The 18,310-nt window shown below is 43.4% G+C and carries 16 protein-coding genes and 1 tRNA gene; 7 read left to right on the forward strand and 10 right to left on the reverse strand.

What is annotated here, in order from left to right; all coding sequences use genetic code 11:
* Positions 1–126 precede the first annotated feature (126 nt).
* Positions 127–1,041, forward strand: a complete 915-nt coding sequence (locus tag Q3W13_RS22770) for a PfkB family carbohydrate kinase (protein WP_302867934.1) — start codon at positions 127–129, stop codon at positions 1,039–1,041.
* 187 nt (positions 1,042–1,228) lie between these two features.
* Here Q3W13_RS22770 and Q3W13_RS22775 read toward each other — a convergent pair whose 3' ends face one another.
* From Q3W13_RS22775 to Q3W13_RS22790, 4 genes are all read right to left on the reverse strand, one after another.
* Entirely contained in the window at positions 1,229–2,206 is a 978-nt protein-coding gene (locus tag Q3W13_RS22775) for a hypothetical protein (RefSeq protein WP_302867935.1), read from the reverse strand.
* A 330-nt stretch (positions 2,207–2,536) separates the two neighbouring features.
* Positions 2,537–4,411, reverse strand: coding sequence for a CocE/NonD family hydrolase (locus Q3W13_RS22780; protein ID WP_302867936.1), 1,875 nt, complete (start codon positions 4,409–4,411; stop codon positions 2,537–2,539).
* Between the two features lie 190 nt (positions 4,412–4,601).
* Positions 4,602–5,792 carry a phosphoglycerate kinase gene (pgk, locus tag Q3W13_RS22785; protein WP_302867939.1) on the reverse strand — a complete coding sequence of 397 codons (1,191 nt, stop codon included), beginning with the start codon at positions 5,790–5,792 and terminating at the stop codon, positions 4,602–4,604.
* Positions 5,793–5,902: 110 nt separating this feature from the next.
* A complete protein-coding gene (locus Q3W13_RS22790) occupies positions 5,903–6,334 on the reverse strand; it encodes a GNAT family N-acetyltransferase (protein ID WP_302867941.1) in 432 nt (143 codons plus the stop codon).
* A gap of 200 nt (positions 6,335–6,534) precedes the next feature.
* Between Q3W13_RS22790 and Q3W13_RS22795 the strand changes: the two genes are divergently transcribed.
* Positions 6,535–7,173, forward strand: a complete 639-nt coding sequence (locus Q3W13_RS22795; protein WP_302867942.1) for a hypothetical protein — start codon at positions 6,535–6,537, stop codon at positions 7,171–7,173.
* Between the two features lie 89 nt (positions 7,174–7,262).
* Here the strand turns inward: Q3W13_RS22795 and gap are convergent, their stop codons facing one another.
* The gene (gene gap, locus Q3W13_RS22800) at positions 7,263–8,258 is read right to left on the reverse strand and encodes a type I glyceraldehyde-3-phosphate dehydrogenase (RefSeq protein WP_302867943.1); all 996 of its coding nucleotides are present in this window, start codon (positions 8,256–8,258) and stop codon (positions 7,263–7,265) included.
* 158 nt (positions 8,259–8,416) lie between these two features.
* Complete coding sequence (locus Q3W13_RS22805; RefSeq protein ID WP_302867945.1) at positions 8,417–9,520, reverse strand: MraY family glycosyltransferase; 1,104 nt, start codon at positions 9,518–9,520, stop codon at positions 8,417–8,419.
* Between the two features lie 627 nt (positions 9,521–10,147).
* On the opposite strand from Q3W13_RS22805, the gene Q3W13_RS22810 reads away from it, so the two are divergent.
* Genes Q3W13_RS22810 through Q3W13_RS22825 form a run of 4 tightly spaced genes read left to right on the forward strand, consistent with a single transcriptional unit; the run spans position 10,148 to position 14,347 of the window.
* On the forward strand, positions 10,148–10,765 hold the full coding sequence (locus Q3W13_RS22810) for a bifunctional 2-polyprenyl-6-hydroxyphenol methylase/3-demethylubiquinol 3-O-methyltransferase UbiG (RefSeq protein WP_302867947.1): 618 nt from the start codon (positions 10,148–10,150) through the stop codon (positions 10,763–10,765).
* A complete protein-coding gene (xrtY, locus tag Q3W13_RS22815) occupies positions 10,765–12,186 on the forward strand; it encodes an exosortase Y (protein WP_302867949.1) in 1,422 nt (473 codons plus the stop codon). The genes Q3W13_RS22810 and xrtY overlap by 1 nt, the downstream gene beginning before the upstream one ends.
* Positions 12,173–12,724 carry a WcaF family extracellular polysaccharide biosynthesis acetyltransferase gene (locus Q3W13_RS22820; protein WP_302867950.1) on the forward strand — a complete coding sequence of 184 codons (552 nt, stop codon included), beginning with the start codon at positions 12,173–12,175 and terminating at the stop codon, positions 12,722–12,724. Before xrtY ends, Q3W13_RS22820 begins: the two co-directional genes overlap by 14 nt.
* A gap of 48 nt (positions 12,725–12,772) precedes the next feature.
* Positions 12,773–14,347 carry a hypothetical protein gene (locus tag Q3W13_RS22825; protein WP_302867952.1) on the forward strand — a complete coding sequence of 525 codons (1,575 nt, stop codon included), beginning with the start codon at positions 12,773–12,775 and terminating at the stop codon, positions 14,345–14,347.
* 90 nt (positions 14,348–14,437) lie between these two features.
* Here the strand turns inward: Q3W13_RS22825 and obgE are convergent, their stop codons facing one another.
* From obgE to Q3W13_RS22845, 4 genes are all read right to left on the reverse strand, one after another.
* Positions 14,438–15,436: a GTPase ObgE gene (gene obgE / locus Q3W13_RS22830; protein ID WP_302867954.1), complete on the reverse strand. Its 999-nt coding sequence runs from the start codon at positions 15,434–15,436 to the stop codon at positions 14,438–14,440.
* A 94-nt stretch (positions 15,437–15,530) separates the two neighbouring features.
* Positions 15,531–16,103 (reverse strand): adenylate kinase, encoded by a 573-nt coding sequence (locus tag Q3W13_RS22835; protein ID WP_302867956.1) that lies wholly within the window; start codon positions 16,101–16,103, stop codon positions 15,531–15,533.
* Between the two features lie 70 nt (positions 16,104–16,173).
* A tRNA-Arg gene (locus Q3W13_RS22840) sits at positions 16,174–16,247 on the reverse strand.
* 60 nt (positions 16,248–16,307) lie between these two features.
* Positions 16,308–16,769: a redoxin domain-containing protein gene (locus tag Q3W13_RS22845; RefSeq protein WP_302867958.1), complete on the reverse strand. Its 462-nt coding sequence runs from the start codon at positions 16,767–16,769 to the stop codon at positions 16,308–16,310.
* Between the two features lie 379 nt (positions 16,770–17,148).
* Between Q3W13_RS22845 and Q3W13_RS22850 the strand changes: the two genes are divergently transcribed.
* Positions 17,149–18,132, forward strand: a complete 984-nt coding sequence (locus Q3W13_RS22850) for an NAD(P)H-quinone oxidoreductase (RefSeq protein ID WP_302867961.1) — start codon at positions 17,149–17,151, stop codon at positions 18,130–18,132.
* Positions 18,133–18,310: the final 178 nt, after the last annotated feature.

An 18,310-nucleotide genomic window follows, 5' to 3' on the forward strand; every position in this document is an offset into this window, starting at 1 on the left:
CCGCCGTATACGGAACCGTACGTACGGTGGTGTGAGAGAGCGGTGAAACGAATAAAAGTTTCGCCCTCTACTCGATTTGCGGAATTTTTTTTATACTTAGGTCGCTCAAATTTTAAATAATACTACATGAGTTTACTGGTTATCGGGACGGTTGCATTTGATGCTATTGAAACGCCTTTTGGCAAAACAGATAAAATTGTTGGCGGCGCTGCCACATTTGCAAGCCTTGCCGCTTCGTATTTTTATGATAAAACCAGGATTGTTGCCGTGGTGGGCGACGATTTTCCGCAAACTTTTATTAACGAATTTTCTAAACATCGAATCGACACCGAAGGGCTGCAGGTAAAGGCCGGTGAAAAGTCGTTTTTTTGGAGCGGCAAATACCATAACGATATGAACAGCCGCGATACACTGGTAACGGAGCTGAATGTACTGGCTGATTTTGATCCTATCATTCCAGACAGCTACCAGGACTGCGAATATCTGATGTTGGGCAACCTCACTCCGCAGGTGCAGCAAACCGTTATCAAACGCCTTATCAAACGCCCCAGGCTGGTGGTTATGGACACCATGAACTTTTGGATGAATATCGCACTTGATGATTTGCTGGACACCATCAAAATGATCGATGTGCTCACTATCAACGACGAAGAGGCGCGTCAGCTTTCAGGCGAATATTCATTGGCTAAGGCAGCAAATAAAATCTTGTCTATGGGCCCTAAATACCTCATCATTAAAAAAGGAGAGCATGGCGCGCTGCTGTTTGGTGAAGGAAAAATGTTTGCCGCCCCTGCTCTGCCGCTGGAGGAAGTATTCGACCCAACCGGCGCGGGTGATACGTTTGCAGGCGGATTTATCGGATACATGGCAAAGGCTGGTGCTGTAAGCTTCGATAACATGAAAAATGCGCTCATTTTTGGCTCGGCACTGGCTTCTTTTTGTGTCGAGAAATTCGGCACTGAAAAACTGATCAACCTTACGCAGGAGGAAATCTCTGAGCGGGTTGCTCAATTTGTAAGTCTGACCAAGTTTGAGATTTAATAGAGGGAAGGGAACCGGAATATAACAATTTCAGATTGACGTAATATGCCAGGCGATTTTTCCGCTTAATTCATCACCAAGATCAATGCTGAAAGTTACATTGTGTTAAAGGCTGCAGAATTATCAGCAATTCCTTTAATTCTTTAACTGCGCCGGCCCAGGATGTTAGCTTCCGGGAATTATTTTTTCATTTGACAGTAAAACGGGTCGCCTCAAAAATAAACCAGGCATTCAGTATTAAATAACAGCCGAGTAAAATTTGTGAGCTGATAAAATCGAACCTTTTTGCCTGGATTGTTTTGTCCTGTTTTACCAATCTAAGTGACCAAGACGTGCAGGCTATAACCGTAAGAATAAAGATCAGGGTAATGCCATGCAGCATATCTACCAAAGTGAAGGTAGACGACTCGGGCAACGAGGAATCGACAATATATTTATTACCAATTACGGCAAATAAGGCGCCCACACTCAGACCGAAACGCGAATCAATGCTGTCGGCATGAATGTAAAAGCACATATAGGCGATCAGGAAGGCCACATACATACCAAGAAACATTTTCCAGAAAAGGCCCATCGCGTCCCTGTCAATCTGAACACGCACCCTGAAATTGCTGTATTCGGTATGCGGTTTGGGCTGGCTGTCGTCGCCAAAAGCCGTCTCGTATTTCTTAATTCCGGTAGTTATATCAAGCGAATCAATATTCCAGCCGCGCAACGTAAAGCGCGGGTCGAAATGCTTGCCAAGGGTATCTGCGGCAAATACAAGCGATTTTGAATCATATTGAGAGTTCTCTATTGAAAAACGAAGCTTCTGCTTGTCAAAAGGAAAATTATTCACCGCCCATGAATCCTTCATCACGCATTGAAGCTTCATCAACAGGTATATACGGTTATTTGACGAGTCGATGGTGGAGAAGGAGGTGGTAACCGATTTAGCCTGCGGCACTTCCAGGTTATGCACAAAATCGAAATCTTTCTTTTTGTATTTCAGCCAAAGCCAAAGGGTGATGTTGTATTCCTTGTCTTTAAAGTTGATGTCGTGGATGCTAGTGATGTAAATCCCGGTTTTAACCGTGTCGGGATGCTGCGCATTTACCGCAGAAAATTTAAGCAACAATACAATAAACGCTAAAAGGAATGTATGGCGGCCAACCAGCTTTTTCATAATTTCAAACGGAAACGCGGCAGTTAAGATAAAGTTTTAATTTGATTCGAAACGTTTGATTGACACAAAAATACAAGCTTATTCTTCACGCTCGTGTTCGGTTTTTCTGCACGGAACACCCCGAATATACATAAAGCATTGATTGTCAGCTGTTTTGTTTTTGTTATTTTTAAACGATTGATCATTAGCATGTTTGTATTATTCAATCCCGGGGGTTACGTCCAGTTTTTACATGCGAAATTCCACGAACACCATAATATTTGAATATTAACTGCTTTGACTTACAACCCATTCAAAATACTGACAATCAAAAGGGCATCTAATTGAGGCCTAATTAATCACCCTCACCTTTAAGAAGCTTGGATTAGCCTTTGAAGTATAAATCCTGTGCGTCGCTTTTTTAAATGCAGGCGTATCGCATTTCATTATATCAACAAAGGTTTGCGGGTTACGGTCAATCAACGGAAACCAGGTGCTTTGTACCTGCACCATTATCCGGTGGCCTTTTTTAAAGGTATGAAGCACGTCCTGCAATTCCCAATTTACCGGCGTTACTTTTCCGGGTGTAAATGGTTCTGGTTTATCAAAGGCATTACGGTATTTACCGCGTATAGGCTCGCTGCGCACCATTTGCTCGTAACCGGCCATCTTTACCTCCTTGCGGGTAAATTTATTGTTCGAAGCTGTATCAGGGTAAACGTCAAGTACTTTCACCACGAAATCAGCATCAGTGCCTGTAGTTGATACTTTTAGGTTTGCCCAAATGTTTCCCGCAATGGTCACATCGTCAGTCAAAATATCCGAAGTATAGCTTAGTACGTCTTTGCGGCCGGCCAAAAAGCGTTGGTCAGCGGTCATATAGTCCCGGTCCATGTCCATGCTTTTATGATCTAGAAATGGCACGGGGTTATCAGGATTTGATACATATTCATCATAGCTGTCCTTGCCGCCGGTTGGAGCAGTAAATGATAATTTTCCGCCGGGTAACAGGTACAATTGTTTTTCCAGCGCGTCTGCCGGAGGCCATGTTTTATATTCCTTCCATTTGTTTACGCCCGTTTCAAATGTATTAACAGGAGCAATATTCATGTCAGTACCTTTTAAATAATGGCTGAAGAACTTAAACTCTATATCATCGCGGTAGTGCGGACCAGTAGGGCCGCCGAAATCAACATCGCCCAGGTGGTCGCCGGCGCCGCCGGCCCAGCCGCCATGTACCCATGGCCCCATGGTAAAGTACACCGGTGTTTTCGGGTTTTTCTTAACCAGGGTTTTATAGGTATTAATAGCGCCATATAAGTCCTCGGCATCATACCAGCCGCCGGTTACCAAAACTGCGGTCTTAATGTCGTGCAGATGATATAAAACGTTGCGGTCTTTCCAGTGCTGATCATAATCCGGGTGATCCAGGATTTCGTTCCACAGCCGGATAGTATCCTTATAATATTTATCATTGGTGTTTTTCACCGGACCCATTTTCAGAAAAAAGTCATAACCGTCGTTAGTCCCGGGGTTAAAACGCCCGCCGCGGCGCTGAGTTGGTTTATCATCCTGCCTGTTGGTAAAGCCGGGATAAAAGCCAAAGTTAGCTACCAAAAAGAATGCGCCGTTATGCCAGCCGTCATCGCGCCATAAATCCGACATCGGCGCCTGTGGCGACGCGGCTACCAGCGCCGGATGGCGGCTTAATAAAGCAGCGGTGGTATAAAAGCCAGGATACGATATGCCCCATACACCTACTTTGCCATTATTATCAGGAATGTTCTTCAGCAGCCAGTCAATGGTATCATAGGTATCAGTACCTTCGTCAACGTCATTATTAGTTTTATGCACTTCCTTCTCCGGCATCATTTCTTCAAATATGCCTTCGCTCATAAAACGGCCGCGCACATCCTGGTAAACAAAAATAAAACCGTCATGCAAAAATGCAGGCGACGGCCCTAAACTGCCTTTATATTTATCTGCACCATAAGGACCTACGCTGTACGGGGTACGGTCCATCATAAATGGGTATTTTTTTGATTGATCTTTTGGCACATATACCGCAGTGAACAGCTTTTTGCCATCACGCATTGGTATTTTGTATTCATACTTGGTGTAGTTTTCTTTTACATAGGCGGCATTGGAGTTCTCGCCGCGGGGCTGCGCCGTTAAGGTAAAAGAGCAAAGCAGGAAGCAAAAAGCGTGCAGTATAATTTTCTTCATTTTAAGTCAGTTATAACAGCTAAAAGTACGTAATAAAATAAAAAAGACAACCGCCAGGGTTGTCTTCATAAAATCGTTGCTTATTTGATGTGCGGATAAGAAAACGTGCAGATTGATATAAATGCTTGGCTTACAAAACCTGTAATTTTCTACCTGCACATCGGCATATCAAAAAATCGCACATTACTGGTTATTCATTAATTGCCTTCACACCCGGTAATTCCTTACCTTCCATATATTCAAGCAAGGCGCCGCCGCCTGTTGAAACGTAGCTTACTTCGTCAGTCATACCGAATTTTGCCACAGCAGCCGCAGAGTCGCCCCCACCTATCAGTGAGAATGCTCCATTGTCAGTCGCCTTGGCTACGGCGTCTGCAATAGCTTTGGTGCCTACCATAAAGGTGTCCATTTCAAAAACACCCATTGGTCCGTTCCATAGTATGGTTTTTGATTCCTCGATAACCTTACTGAATAATTTAACCGTCTCGGGGCCGATATCCAGGCCTTCCCAGGCATCAGGGATCTCCCCGGTTTTAGCAACGTCCGTATTCGCGTCGTTGGCAAATTTATCGGCAATAACGTTATCTACCGGCAACAATAAATTTACACCTTTTTGTTTTGCCTTTTCAACAAGACTAAGGGCGAGGTCGAGTTTATCTGCCTCAACCAATGATTTACCTATAGCGCCGCCATCAGCTTTGGCAAAGGTATAAGCCATACCTCCGCCGATGATCAGGTTATCCACCTTATCCAGCAACCTTTCAATCAGCTCTATCTTGTCAGAAACTTTCGATCCCCCCATAATGGCAGTGAAAGGTTTTGCAGCGCCGTTTAATACTTTTTCCGCATTCTGCAGTTCTGCAGCCATCAGGTAACCGAAACATTTAGCGGTTGGGAAAAATTGTGCTATAACCGCTGTGGAAGCGTGCGCACGATGTGCTGTACCAAAGGCGTCATTCACATAAATATCGCCAAGCTTTGAAAGCTTTTCAGCAAAGTCTTTGTCGCCTTTTTCTTCCTCTTTATAAAAACGCAGGTTTTCAAGCAGTAATACTTCGCCTTTACCCAGCGCCTTTGCTTTTTCTGTAGCGGCTGCGCCGATACAGTCATCAGCAAACTGCACTTGCTGACCGAGTAAATCCGACAGGTGCGGTATCAAATGCTTCAAAGAATATTTCTCTTCCGGGCCGCCTTTTGGCCTGCCCAGGTGAGACATCAGGATCACTGCTCCTCCATCGTTCAATATTTTTTTAATAGTTGGCAGCGCGGCTGTCATCCTGTTATCGTCGGTAATATTATAGTTTTCATCAAGGGGAACATTAAAATCAACCCTGATGAGCGCTTTCTTTCCTGAAAAGCTGATTTGGTCTACTGTCTTCATAAGTTTTTATGCAAGTGGTTTATGCAAGCGATTTTCGAGCCGCCAAAATGAGCATTTAATTCTAAAATCGGAACGCCAAAGTTAAAAAGCTGTTTCAATTCACGAAAATATCATTGAATCTTAACATACATGACATAATGCGGACCTATGGCGGGCACCTCAAACTCGGGCGAAATTACTTCGAAACCCATATTCAGATAAAACTGAATGGCTTTTTTGCGGGCGTTACACCACAAGTAGCTGGCTTTCTGTCCGCGCAGGTAAACTATACCAAAGTTAAGCAATTGATTTCCGAGGCCTTTACCGCGATGTCGCTCAACCGTAGCCATCCCGCGCAGCTGGTATCCTGTGCCGGAATACTCGCGATAGTTTTGCGGATGAAAAGAGGCGACACAAGCCAGCTCTTCCCTAACGTAATATCCCAGGTGAAAAGCTCCGGGAAGATTGTCTGTCGGAAAAATACAGTCTTCGATGGGTGCGCCATCACGCAATACTTCGCTGCGAATGGCTAATAAATCGTTGGCGGCGATAAATTTAATCATGGCTTTTTAATGTGGAATACACTTCCCCAAAAAGGGAAGCTATTGCACAGTGTTTTTATTTTAAGGGCCCCGGGATTCGGTAAAAATGCAAAAGCAGCCTGCCTGTTTAGCTAATAGAGCTTTTCTTTCAGCCGGCCGGTAAAATTAGCATAACTATTGCATAATTAGTTTCGCAGGGCGTATTGACCAGATACTTTATTATGAAAACAATACTTCCTATTTTATTGATTTCGATTATGCTGTGGAGTTGCAGCAAAAAAGCTGATGTAAAACCTACATCAGCCGATACTACCAAAACAGGGAACGGTAATTTGTCAGCTACGCCCGGCTCCGCGTCAAAGCTAAGCCATGACGATTCCATCCACATGGCGGCGTTTATCATTTATCCGCAAAACGTTAAGACCTCCGTTAATGGCAAGGTATTGAAGCTTGTTTTTGATGAAAAGGTAAATATCTTCCTGATGGCTGATGCTTATAATCAGACTTATGCCGTACACCTGAAAGAAGACTTTAAAAAGTCGGTGCTTGCTGCCTTCGACTTTACTACGGAGGGCGAAAATGGACAAACCGCTTTTAATTATGTCGACGATAATTTAAATAACATAAGATTTAAAACCCTGAGCGATACCCTTATACAGGGCGTTAAGGTAAAAAAGATTGCTGTTCACCGCCAGCTTACGTTTTCGAGGACTTACGATTCACCTCAGCTAGCTGCCGATCAGCAAAATCTGATCCTGGCACGCTATGATGATTTTATCACATTTTCATCATACACCTATTACAACCAAAAGAATTATCCAACCACCAGTGCCAAAGCGTACATTAAGTATGGGAAGTAGCTGGTTAAGTAGTGCCGGACTGATATAAGATTGAAAAAGTTACAGACTTACAATGGCCTAAACCAACTCAAACTCCCAAGTCAATCTAATCAGCTTAACAGACTTATTGCCACCGCCAAATCAGCTAAACGGCTGGAGTAGCCCATTTCGTTATCGTACCAGCCTACTACCTTAACCAGGCCACCAACTATGGAGGTAAGCTGGGCATCGAATATGCAGCTATGCGGATTATCCAGTATATCTGTCGAAACAATCGGATCTTCGGTATATTCCAGCACATTTTTCATCGGGCCCTCCGCAGCCTGTTTAAATGCGTTATTTATAGCATCAACTGTAGGCTGTTTTTTAAGGCTGCAGGTAAAGTCGGTTAACGAGCCGTTTAAAACCGGTACTCTTATACCGGCTCCGCCAAGGCGGCCTTCTAAATGAGGGAATATAGTTGTAATTGCTTTTGCTGCGCCGGTAGTTGTAGGGATTATTGAACCGGATGCAGCTCGCGCCCTGCGTAAATCCTTATGCGGGGCGTCGTGCAGATTCTGGTCTCCGGTCATCGAATGCACCGTAGTGATATAGCCATCGATAATGCCCCAGTTGTCATCCAGAACTTTTACCATCGCAGCCACATTGTTGGTTGTGCAGGAAGCATTTGATAGCATCGGCGACCGCAGATCCACCTCGTCGTCGTTAACCCCAAGTACTATAGTGGGTATGCTTTTATCAGATACCGGCGCGGATATGATCACCTGGCTGGCGCCTGCCTGCAAGTGCTTTTCAGCGCCTTGTTTTGACGCAAATTTACCGGTCGACTCGATAACCAGGTCTATATTGAGTTCCTTCCATGGCAATGCCGACGGATTAGGTTGGGCCAATACCCTTATCGCCTTACCATTAATTATTAAGTGGCCCTCATCAAAGTCAACCTTTCCTTTAAAACCGCGGTGAACAGAATCGTATTTAAACAAATGTGCGAGGGTTTTAGTGTCAGTGAGGTCATTTATAGCAATAACATCGATATTGTCATTATTAATGATACTTCTTAAAAAAACGCGTCCTATACGCCCAAAGCCGTTAATTGCAATCCTCATTTTGGTCAGTATTTGGTTGGTTTTAAGCTGGCAATGCAAGATTTTTCAAAATGAACAGGGCTTAAAACAATGCAGCAAATTTAGGTAAAATAAAACTAGCCGAAATGCGTACCGGGAGCCGCCAGCTACACGTAAATGTAAAAATAGAAAAAGGGTTGTCAAACAAACAGGTTGCGAAGCGCCAGGCTTTCGCGTTGCTTTGAACGCAGGAAGAAAGTTATTAACCAGTTAAACACCAGCGACAGGCCTATTACCATTAGGATAAGTACGGTATTGCCGTATTCTTTTAATATCAGCACCATTAAAATAGTGGCCACATTTGCAGCTGTAAGGATAAGCGTTGTTTGCAGGTGGGTTAAACCGAGTTTAAGCATACGGTGATGAATATGGTTTCTATCTGCAGTAAAAGGAGATACGCCATTAGCAATGCGTATAACAAAAACCCTTATCGTATCGAAAATAGGTCCGATCAAAATAGCGACTGTTAGTGCAGGGGCTTCATATATGCCGGGTAATTTGTCGGGGGTAAGCATGTTCACCTGTATAAATTTCATGGCCATAACGGCTGATATCAGGCCGATTAACAACGAGCCGGTGTCGCCCATGAATATTTTTGCAGGACTCAGGTTGAATTTCAGGAAACCCAATACAGAGCCGGCCATGGCAACTGAAACCGCCGCCAGTTCATATTGCTTCAAATAAATAAAAAGTATGGCAAAAGCGCCATTTGCAATAATGCCGGTGGTGGCAGCAAGGCCGTCAATACCATCGATCAGATTAAATGCATTTACGATAAGCATGATAATCAAAACTGAAAGGATCACGCTTAAAAAATAAGGCAATTCATAAATTCCGAATACGCCGTACATCCCCGTCAGCCGGATATCGCCTGGTACTACCAATATAGCGCACACAACAAGCTGAATGATAAACTTGGTATTAGAGTTTACACCAGAGAGGTCATCTTTTATGCCCATTGCAAACAAAATAATGCAAGCGGTAAGCAGGTAGTTTATCGGCAGCGACTTATCCGTCATACAAAATAAAAGCGACGTGATAGTAAAACCAACAAATATGGCTACGCCGCCAAGCCGCGGAATGCCATGGTCATGTTCCTTCCTGAAATGGCCAAGGTCATCATATAAGTGGCGGAAACGGGCAACGTGTAAAATTGAAGGGATAGCGAATGATGTAATAATAAGGGAAACCGCAATGATAAAAATGTAGTATACAAAGGTGTAATTATGCAGAAACTCCATCATCTTAATCGCTGGGCTATTATACTATAGTCGAAATTAGTGCTGCAAATAAATAACAATTGACTTTTTTACTGCGGCGCTTATTACTAACATATTAACATTTTTTTTCGTTCTGATTAATATTATTGGGAAATATTAAATATAACCTGATCAATATGGGGCCTAAGGCCGGCATTATTTACCTATTTCTTAATAATAAAGAACAGAAGAATGACCATTTTACGAACCGGACAAAGATTTTGTTGCATTTTTAAAATACTATCTGAGTTATGTCTACTCCTTCAGGGAATTATTTAAGGAAAAATGAAATTGGTGGTTTTAGAGAGGGCAAATAAGTAAAATTCAATTTGGGCGAAGAAACAAATCGTGAAGAAAAAGCGATTCTGTAACGATTAATGCCGGCATAAAATTTCGGGTTGTTGGGCGTACTGAAGCCGGTGACTATATTTTATTATTTAGCCCAGTCAATATATGATATAATCATTAATGATATTTATTAATGATTATATCATAACCTGGTTTACCTGGCAAAAGTCAGGTAGTTTGAAACGAAGGTGTTGATAGTTTGAAAAACAAACATATCCCGATAACGATGGATATTTAATAAATTTGAAACTGACGCAGTTACAAATGCAAGATTATCAAGACTACGGATTCCATAACGCCGCCCCCACACATAACCTTAGTTATCAACTTAAAGATCTTGTCAAACTGATTGATAAAGACCGGAATAAATATATCCTTGATTTGGGTTGCGGCAATGGCTACCTGGTAAACTACCTGCTTGGGCAAGGATATAACGCCTATGGTACAGATGCGTCTGAAAAGGGTATTGCCATAGCGAAGAAATCCAATCCGGCCCGTTTTTTTGTTCAGGATTTATCATCGGATGCATTGCCCTTACCACTGCAGGAAATTCCATTTGATACCATAATCTCTACTGAAGTTATTGAACATCTGTATAATCCTCAGGCTTTTATAATATTTTGCAAAAAACAATTAAAGCCAGGCGGCGAGTTGATTATCACCACTCCATACCATGGTTACTTAAAAAACCTTGTATTGAGTATTTTTAACAGGTGGGACAAACATATGGACCCGTTATGGCTGGGCGGCCACATCAAATTATGGTCGAGAAAGACGCTAACGAAAGCTTTGACCGGCGAAGGGTTTACTATTACCAGCTTTACCGGTTGCGGCCGCATCCCTTATTTTTGGATGTCGATGATTATTAAGGCCAGGCTATAATGAACACGCAATTCTCATTTATTATACTTACCTATAACGAAGAAATTCATCTTCCCAGGCTGCTGACATCGATCCGGGGCCTGGATGCGGCCGTGTTTGTTTTAGATTCGGGAAGCACGGATGAGACCGTGCCAATAGCAAAAAAGTTTGGAGCCACTGTATTACAGCATTCTTTTGAGAATCATCCTAAGCAGTGGGATTATGCCCTGAGAAATTTCGCTGTGCAAACGCCCTGGGTAATTTGTCTCGACGCGGATCATGTTGTTACTCCTGAGCTTAGCCGGCACTTGCAGGCTTTCAGAGATAAGGACTATTTGGGCACGGATGGCATCTATTTTAACCGTAAAAATTTTTTTAAGGGCAGGTTGATAAAGCACGGCGGTTATTCGCCGTTTTATCTTCTCAAAATGGTGCGGTTTGGCAAAGGGTATTCAGATTTGAACGAGAACATGGACCACCGGCTCATCGTCCCCGGGAAAACCATCACCTGGAAGGACGGCTATATACTTGAGGAAAATCTGAAAGAAAATAATATCAGCTTCTGGATAGCCAAACACAACCGGTACAGCGATTTGGTAGCCCGTGAAGAGGTAGAGCGGATGATGGAACTGCGCGCCCAAACTATAAAACCTGATTTCTGGGGTTCGCATGATGAGCGCACGGCCTGGCTTAAATCATTATGGTGGAAATTACCGAGGTATATGCGGCCTATGCTTTATTTTATATACCGCATGGTTTTTCAGCTCGGTATCCTCGATGGCCGCACCGGCATAATATTTCATTTTTTGCAGGCCTTCTGGTTCCGCCTGGTGGTGGATATAAAGATTGATGAAATTTTAGCACAGAAAGCGACCAGCAGCACAGCAAAAAAAAACCAGCTTTCGCCGATCAAGTTCGTTTTTAGGTTTGGGGCGCTTTTCATCTTATTTTACTGTTTCAATATATTTTTTCTTGGCGTAACCTCTCCTGGTAACCATTATAGCCCATTCCTGGCCGAACATTTAAACTATATTGCCGGATTAAGGTGGCTATTGCTTAAATGCAGCGCCGGAGTTTTAAGCTTAACAGGCTTCACAGCCATTACCAGCAATTACCAATTGCTGGTACCAGGCCATCCGGCAATAACCCTCGCCTATGATTGCCTGGGCCTGGGAGTCATGAGCTTCTTTACAGCTTTTGTATTGGCATACCCGGTTAAATTCAAATTAAAGATTTGGTTTCTTATCAGCGGAATATTTGGCATCCAGGCTTTAAATATTATACGTTTTGTGCTGCTCGCTCTTTTCTGGAATAGCAAAAAAGGCCACCTGCTCGACCATCATACCATTTTTAATATCATTATTTATATAATTATAGCCCTTACGCTTTACTTTTGGGTAAAACGTAACGACAAGCTGATAACCAACAATGCCAAAAACTGACCTTTCATTGTATAACAATGCGCCATTCCATCCGGGGGGGAGCACGCTGAAAAGGCTATTATGGTTTTATGTAAATGCCATGTTTCTAAAAAGCAGTCTAACGCCCTCGAGCGCGTTCAGGATATTTTGGCTGCGGTTATTCGGAGCCAAAATTGGCAGGGGCGTTATTATTAAACCTGGCGTAAATGTTAAGTATCCCTGGCATCTGTCTGTCGGAAATTATACCTGGATTGGCGAAAATGCCTGGATAGATTGTCTCGTGCCGGTAAAACTCGGCAATAACGTATGCATATCACAAGGCGCGGTGTTGCTTACCGGCAGCCACGACTATAAAAAGGAGACATTTGATTTGATAACCGATGGTTTTGTGCTGGAGGACGGTGTCTGGATTGGTGCGTGCGCCGTTGTAAACCTTGGTGTAAAAGCCGCATCGCATGCAATGCTTACCAGTGGCTCAGTAGCCACAAAAAACCTGGAGGCTTATTCGGTTTACCAGGGAAATCCGGCTGTTAAAGTACGCGACAGGATTATTGCCTGATGAACTTGCTGCTGACAAAACTTTTCCGAATTAACCACATATATACTAATGAACCAATCTGGAAGTAAACCCTACCGCTTAATTTTAATCATTATTGCCCTTTTGGTGCTGGCCATGGGAATTGTCCTGTTTGTTATCCCGCCTGCTCTTTTTCCTGATCCGGCAAACGGATTCAATGTATTGCGGTGTATGAGTCAAGGCGGTAGCTTTAACGTTTTAACTGCACCAGACCAAAGCGATATATCGCAAACTTATGATGAGTTTATTACGTGGTGGTCGCCGGGGCAATATTTGGTGCCTTATTTTTTTAAGCTGATAAGCAGTGTTAATTTAGGGCAGGCAACTGCTCTAACGGTTGCACTGGCACAGTTGGCAGGTTTGGCCGGTTTTTATCAGTTCTTTAGAAAAATCGGTTTCACGTCCATGGTGTCTGCTTTAAGCCTGGTTTTTATAGTTTGTCAGCTGGCTTTTTTTGTCCCCTATGTGTTCTACAATGGTGGAGAAGTATTATTATTTGCTTTCGAAGGCTGGTTTCTTTATGGCTGTGTAGTACTGCAAAAAACTGACTGGAAACTATTGTTATTTGTGCTCTTATCCGGCTGGATCGGCTTCTTCTGCAAATCTTCATTCCTTTGGATTTATGCCGCAGGGCTTTTCTGTTTATGGGTCCGGCTGTCATCAGCCGGTATCTCCCGATGGATAGAAAAAGGAATATGGATTGGCGTACCGGCTGTTTTATCTGTTGCGGGGATTTATTTTTTGTTTCTTTCAAAAGGCCAAAGCCCGGCTAGTGTTTCTAAAGGGCTTAAGCTTACAGCAGAGACCTTTAGCTTTCCGCTTTCCACGCCCTTATTGTCCGGTTTCTCGCTGGATGACCTCTTTCATGGACTGATATATAATTTCAGCAAACCCATGATAAGCCAGCCATGGGCAACCATAATTTTAATCGCCCTGGCTATCTTAAGCTTGGTGTTGATTTTTGCCTTATTGCGAAAGGCGCCCAACCAAAACTACAGGCTATTTTTAAAAGCCTTTTACTTTGGAGCGCTGTTGTTTTTTGGTATTGCTTATCTCCGTCAGTTAAATATCTCGTATGAAGCCAGGCATTTCCGCATTATCGGAATATTGATAGTGCCGGGGATGATATACGTATTAAGTAATCAAAAAATGAGCTATCGTGTGGCGTTTGCGGCTATAACAATCGCGATTGCAGTTTACAGCTTTAGTTACTTGCTCAAGGGTTACTATATAAACAAGAGCCTGGCCGCTAAAGGCGTATCCGGATTAGCGCAGATTAATATCGACCAGCAATCACTCAATAAAATCATCGGGCTTGATAATGAAAATCGCAACGCTACATTTGTTTTTATTGCTAATGATATTGGGCTTGAGATTATCCACAACCGGGTCATCAACCTGCCGCCCGTTCCGGATGATTATAAAATAGATACCGACGATTACAAATACGATGGATTTGCCGGACCGCTGTTTATAGTATTACCCGAAAGTTATAACGGGCCAAAAGAAAAGCTGGTTATGAAATCTTTCCCAGGGTATACAGGCTTTAATCTTTCGATGCTAAGCAACAACTATGTGCTTTATGAGGCGAGGATGAAGCGTTAGTTATTTGGTTGTAAATGTTTTAGTAGTAATTGTAAAATCGCTTAAATAACAACAACCGTTACAAAGATCACACCTGCTTCAGCTATTCGATCAACCGTTAATCTCTTTCCATAGCAAATCCTTCAGCTGTTCAATATTTTTTTGAGCGACGGATGATATGAACACAGCAGGGATGCCTGCGGGCAATTCATTTTTCATTTCGGCTGTCAACTCATCGTCCAGCAGGTCGGACTTGGTGATGGCGAGCACGCGGGGCTTATCGAGCATTTCGGGGTTATATTGCTCCAATTCATTTAGTAGAATCTGGTACTCCTGTTTAATGGTACGGTTAGTATCAGCCGGAACCATGAATAGCAGAACAGAGTTGCGTTCTATGTGCCTTAGAAAGCGGAAACCAAGCCCTTTGCCCTGCGATGCGCCTTCAATAATACCTGGTATATCCGCCATTACAAACGATTTGCCGCCACGATAGGCTACAATCCCCAGATTGGGCACAATGGTAGTAAATGCATAATCCGCAATTTCCGGCTTGGCGGCAGATACTACAGATAAAAGAGTTGATTTACCCGCATTAGGGAAACCCACCAGGCCAACATCAGCCAATACCTTTAGCTCCAGTACATTCCAGTCTTCCCGCCCAGGCTCGCCCGGCTGGGCAAAACGGGGGGTTTGTAATGTAGGTGTTTTAAAGTGCCAGTTGCCCAGCCCGCCGCGACCGCCGTCGGTCAATATTTTTGTTTCACCGTCCTGGGTTATCTCAAATAAAGTTTCCCCGGTCTCCGCATTTTTGGCGATAGTACCCAGCGGTACTTCCAGTATCTCATCCCTTCCGGTTTTGCCCGTTTTTAACGAGCTTCCTCCCGGTTCACCGTCGCCGGCGATAACATGCTTGCGGAATTTCAGGTGAAGAAGCGTCCAAAGCTGCGCGTTGCCTTTGACAATGACATGCCCGCCACGACCACCATCACCACCATCCGGACCACCTTTAGCGGTAAATTTGTCGCGGTGCAAATGTGCAGAACCTGCCCCTCCGTGCCCGGAGCGGCAGCATATCTTTACATAATCTACAAAATTTGAACCTTGGGACATGGGGATTCGGATTTAGTCTGTGTTTTAAATAGCAACGGATTCAATAACAACCCGAATTAGTAATTGTTATTAAATCCGTTAACAATAGCGCGACTTAGTACGTGCTTATAACATCGCCTATGGCATTAAATATTTCATCGATCGAGCCGATGCCATTGATGCTTTTAAATTTATTTTGTGCTTTATAAAAACCGGCAACGGGGGCTGTTTTGTCGTTATATTCTTTAATTCGCTTGCGGATAACTTCCGGGTTAGCGTCATCCGGGCGACCGGATTCTTTGCCTCTTTCCAGCAAACGGCGCTCTAATTCGTCGTCGTCTACTTCAAGGGCTATCATGCCTGATATTGGTGCATTTTTGCTAGCCAGCAGGCTATCTAACGCTTCCGCTTGAGCAACTGTGCGTGGAAAGCCATCGAAAATAAAACCTTTAGCATCCCGATTGGCATCGAGTTTATGACTGATCATGCCTATAACAACGGCATCGGGCACCAATATACCTTCGTCCATCAGCTTTTTGGCTTCCAGCCCGAGGTCGGTTCCCTGTGCAATTTCGCTGCGCAAAAGGTCGCCGGTTGAGAGGTGTATTAAACCATATTTTTCTATAAGTTTTTGTGATTGGGTACCTTTCCCAGCTCCGGGAGGACCGAACAATACCAGATTCAGCATGTTTTTATCAAATTAAAAGCCTTTCGGTACCATAGTATACAGAAAGGCTTTATTTAGTAGTCTTAAAAAGTGCACTTGTAGGGATTCGAACCCCAAACCTTCTCATCCGTAGTGAGATGCTCTATCCAGTTGAGCTACAAGTGCTTTTTTAAACGGACTGCAAAGATAGAAAAAAAACTGTCTGTTTAAATATTTTTTAAAAAATTACTTTACCGCTTCAGCAATTGCTGCAAAATCAGGCAGGTCGCCGGCTGATTCCAGTACTTCGGCGTAAACAATATTTTGCTGCTCATCAATAACAAAGGCTGCCCGTTTTGAAACACCTTTCATGCCGAAAGCAAAGTCGGTATATAAAGCACCGTATGCCGACGAAACCTCTTTATTAAAGTCTGACAGCAGGTCGAACTGGTAGTTATTCTCTTCCTTAAATTTTGCCAGGGTGAAAAGCGAATCAACTGAAATACCCAGAACAACCGCATTTAAGCCAGCGTAATAACCGAAGTTATCGCGCATAGTACACAGTTGCGTAGTGCAGACGCTGGTGAATGCAAGCGGGAAAAAATGAAGCACTATTTTTCTGCCTTTGTAGTCGGCTAATGAAATTTCCTTTTTTTCTGTTGAGAACAACGTAAACTGCGGGGCGGGTGAACCGGGTTGTAATGCCATGGATAGTTTTTTATACAAAGAAAGGATAATAATAGAATTATTCAGATTGAGAAAAGAAATATTTGAAAAACTAAAATATTAGTTTTAAATTAGCTTTCTCATTCAGAGAAATGTTTGAAAAACATATTGGACCGCTATCCGCGGCGTTTGTGTATTTGTATTTACGGGCCTTTGCTCACTATTGTTTGCTGCAATAACGGTGAGCTATCAAAGTATAAAAGCGGCGCTGGTTAATCCGGCTGATAATTTGCGGGGAGAGTAAGCCCCGTATAGAAACTAAACCTAAACTACAGAACCGTAAGGGGCGAATGAAAATTCGCCCTTTTGCGTTAATGGTTTTGGGAAACATTCTCTGTTTCATTAGAGTTATATTTATCCCATGAAAGCAGTAGTGATAACCCATCCCGGGGGTCCGGAAGTTTTGCATATAGAAGAAAGACCGATTCCGGCATATGGCCCGGATGAAGTATTAATAAAAGTCCATGCTTCTGGCATTAACCGGCCGGATGTTTTTCAGCGCAAAGGCAACTATCCGCCGCCTGCGGGTGTACCGGCCGATATTCCGGGATTGGAGGTTGCCGGAATTGTTGCCGAAATCGGCGCAGCTGTAACCCGCTTGAAAGTCGGCGATAAAATTTGCGCCCTGGTATCGGGCGGTGGCTATGCTGAATATTGTAATGTTCCTGAGGGCCAATGCCTGCCGGTTCCCGGTAATTTGAATTTTACTGAAGCCGCTTCCCTGCCCGAAACTTTTTTTACAGTTTGGAGCAATGTATTCGACAGAGGGCAATTAAAAGGCGATGAAACATTATTAGTACATGGCGGCTCAAGCGGAATTGGTGTTGCGGCCATACAAATGGGAAATACCCTCGGTCATAAAGTTTTCGTTACCGCCGGCAGTGATGATAAATGCAGGTTTTGCGAAGATTTAGGCGCAGCAAAAGCCATCAATTATAAAACAGAGAATTTTGCTGATGCAATAAAAGAGCTTACAGGCGGGAGAGGTGTAGATGTTATTTTGGATATGATAGGCGGCGATTATACACCCGGCAACCTGCAGTCTCTTGCCGAAGACGGCAGGCTGGTACTTATTAATACCATGAGTGGTAAAGACGTCCAGGTTGATCTATCAATAGTTATGCGCAGACGCTTAACCATTACCGGTTCCACCCTACGCGCAAGAGATACATCATTCAAATCTGCCATCGCCCAAAATCTTGAAAAAAATATCTGGCCGCTGGTTGAGTCAGGAAAAATAAAGCCGGTTATTTATGAAATCTTTCCTGCCGAAAAAGCGGCGAAAGCGCATAAGCTTATGGAAAGCAGCGAGCATACAGGAAAGATAATTCTCAGTTGGAAATAAGTACCTGCAGGCAATTGCGGTTGACAGGTTGCAGCCCTAAAAATCAATTGATTACCGCAGTAAACTAATGCGAACCGCAAACCGTAAACTGCCGGCTAAAAAAATCCTGTGTTCTATTTTAATATTTGTTTATAAATCATAACTTTGCGCTCCGAAACGAGCCGTATTTTTTGAGGCG

The organism is Mucilaginibacter sp. L3T2-6, from assembly GCF_030519355.1.
Classification (GTDB): Bacteria; Bacteroidota; Bacteroidia; order Sphingobacteriales; family Sphingobacteriaceae; genus Mucilaginibacter.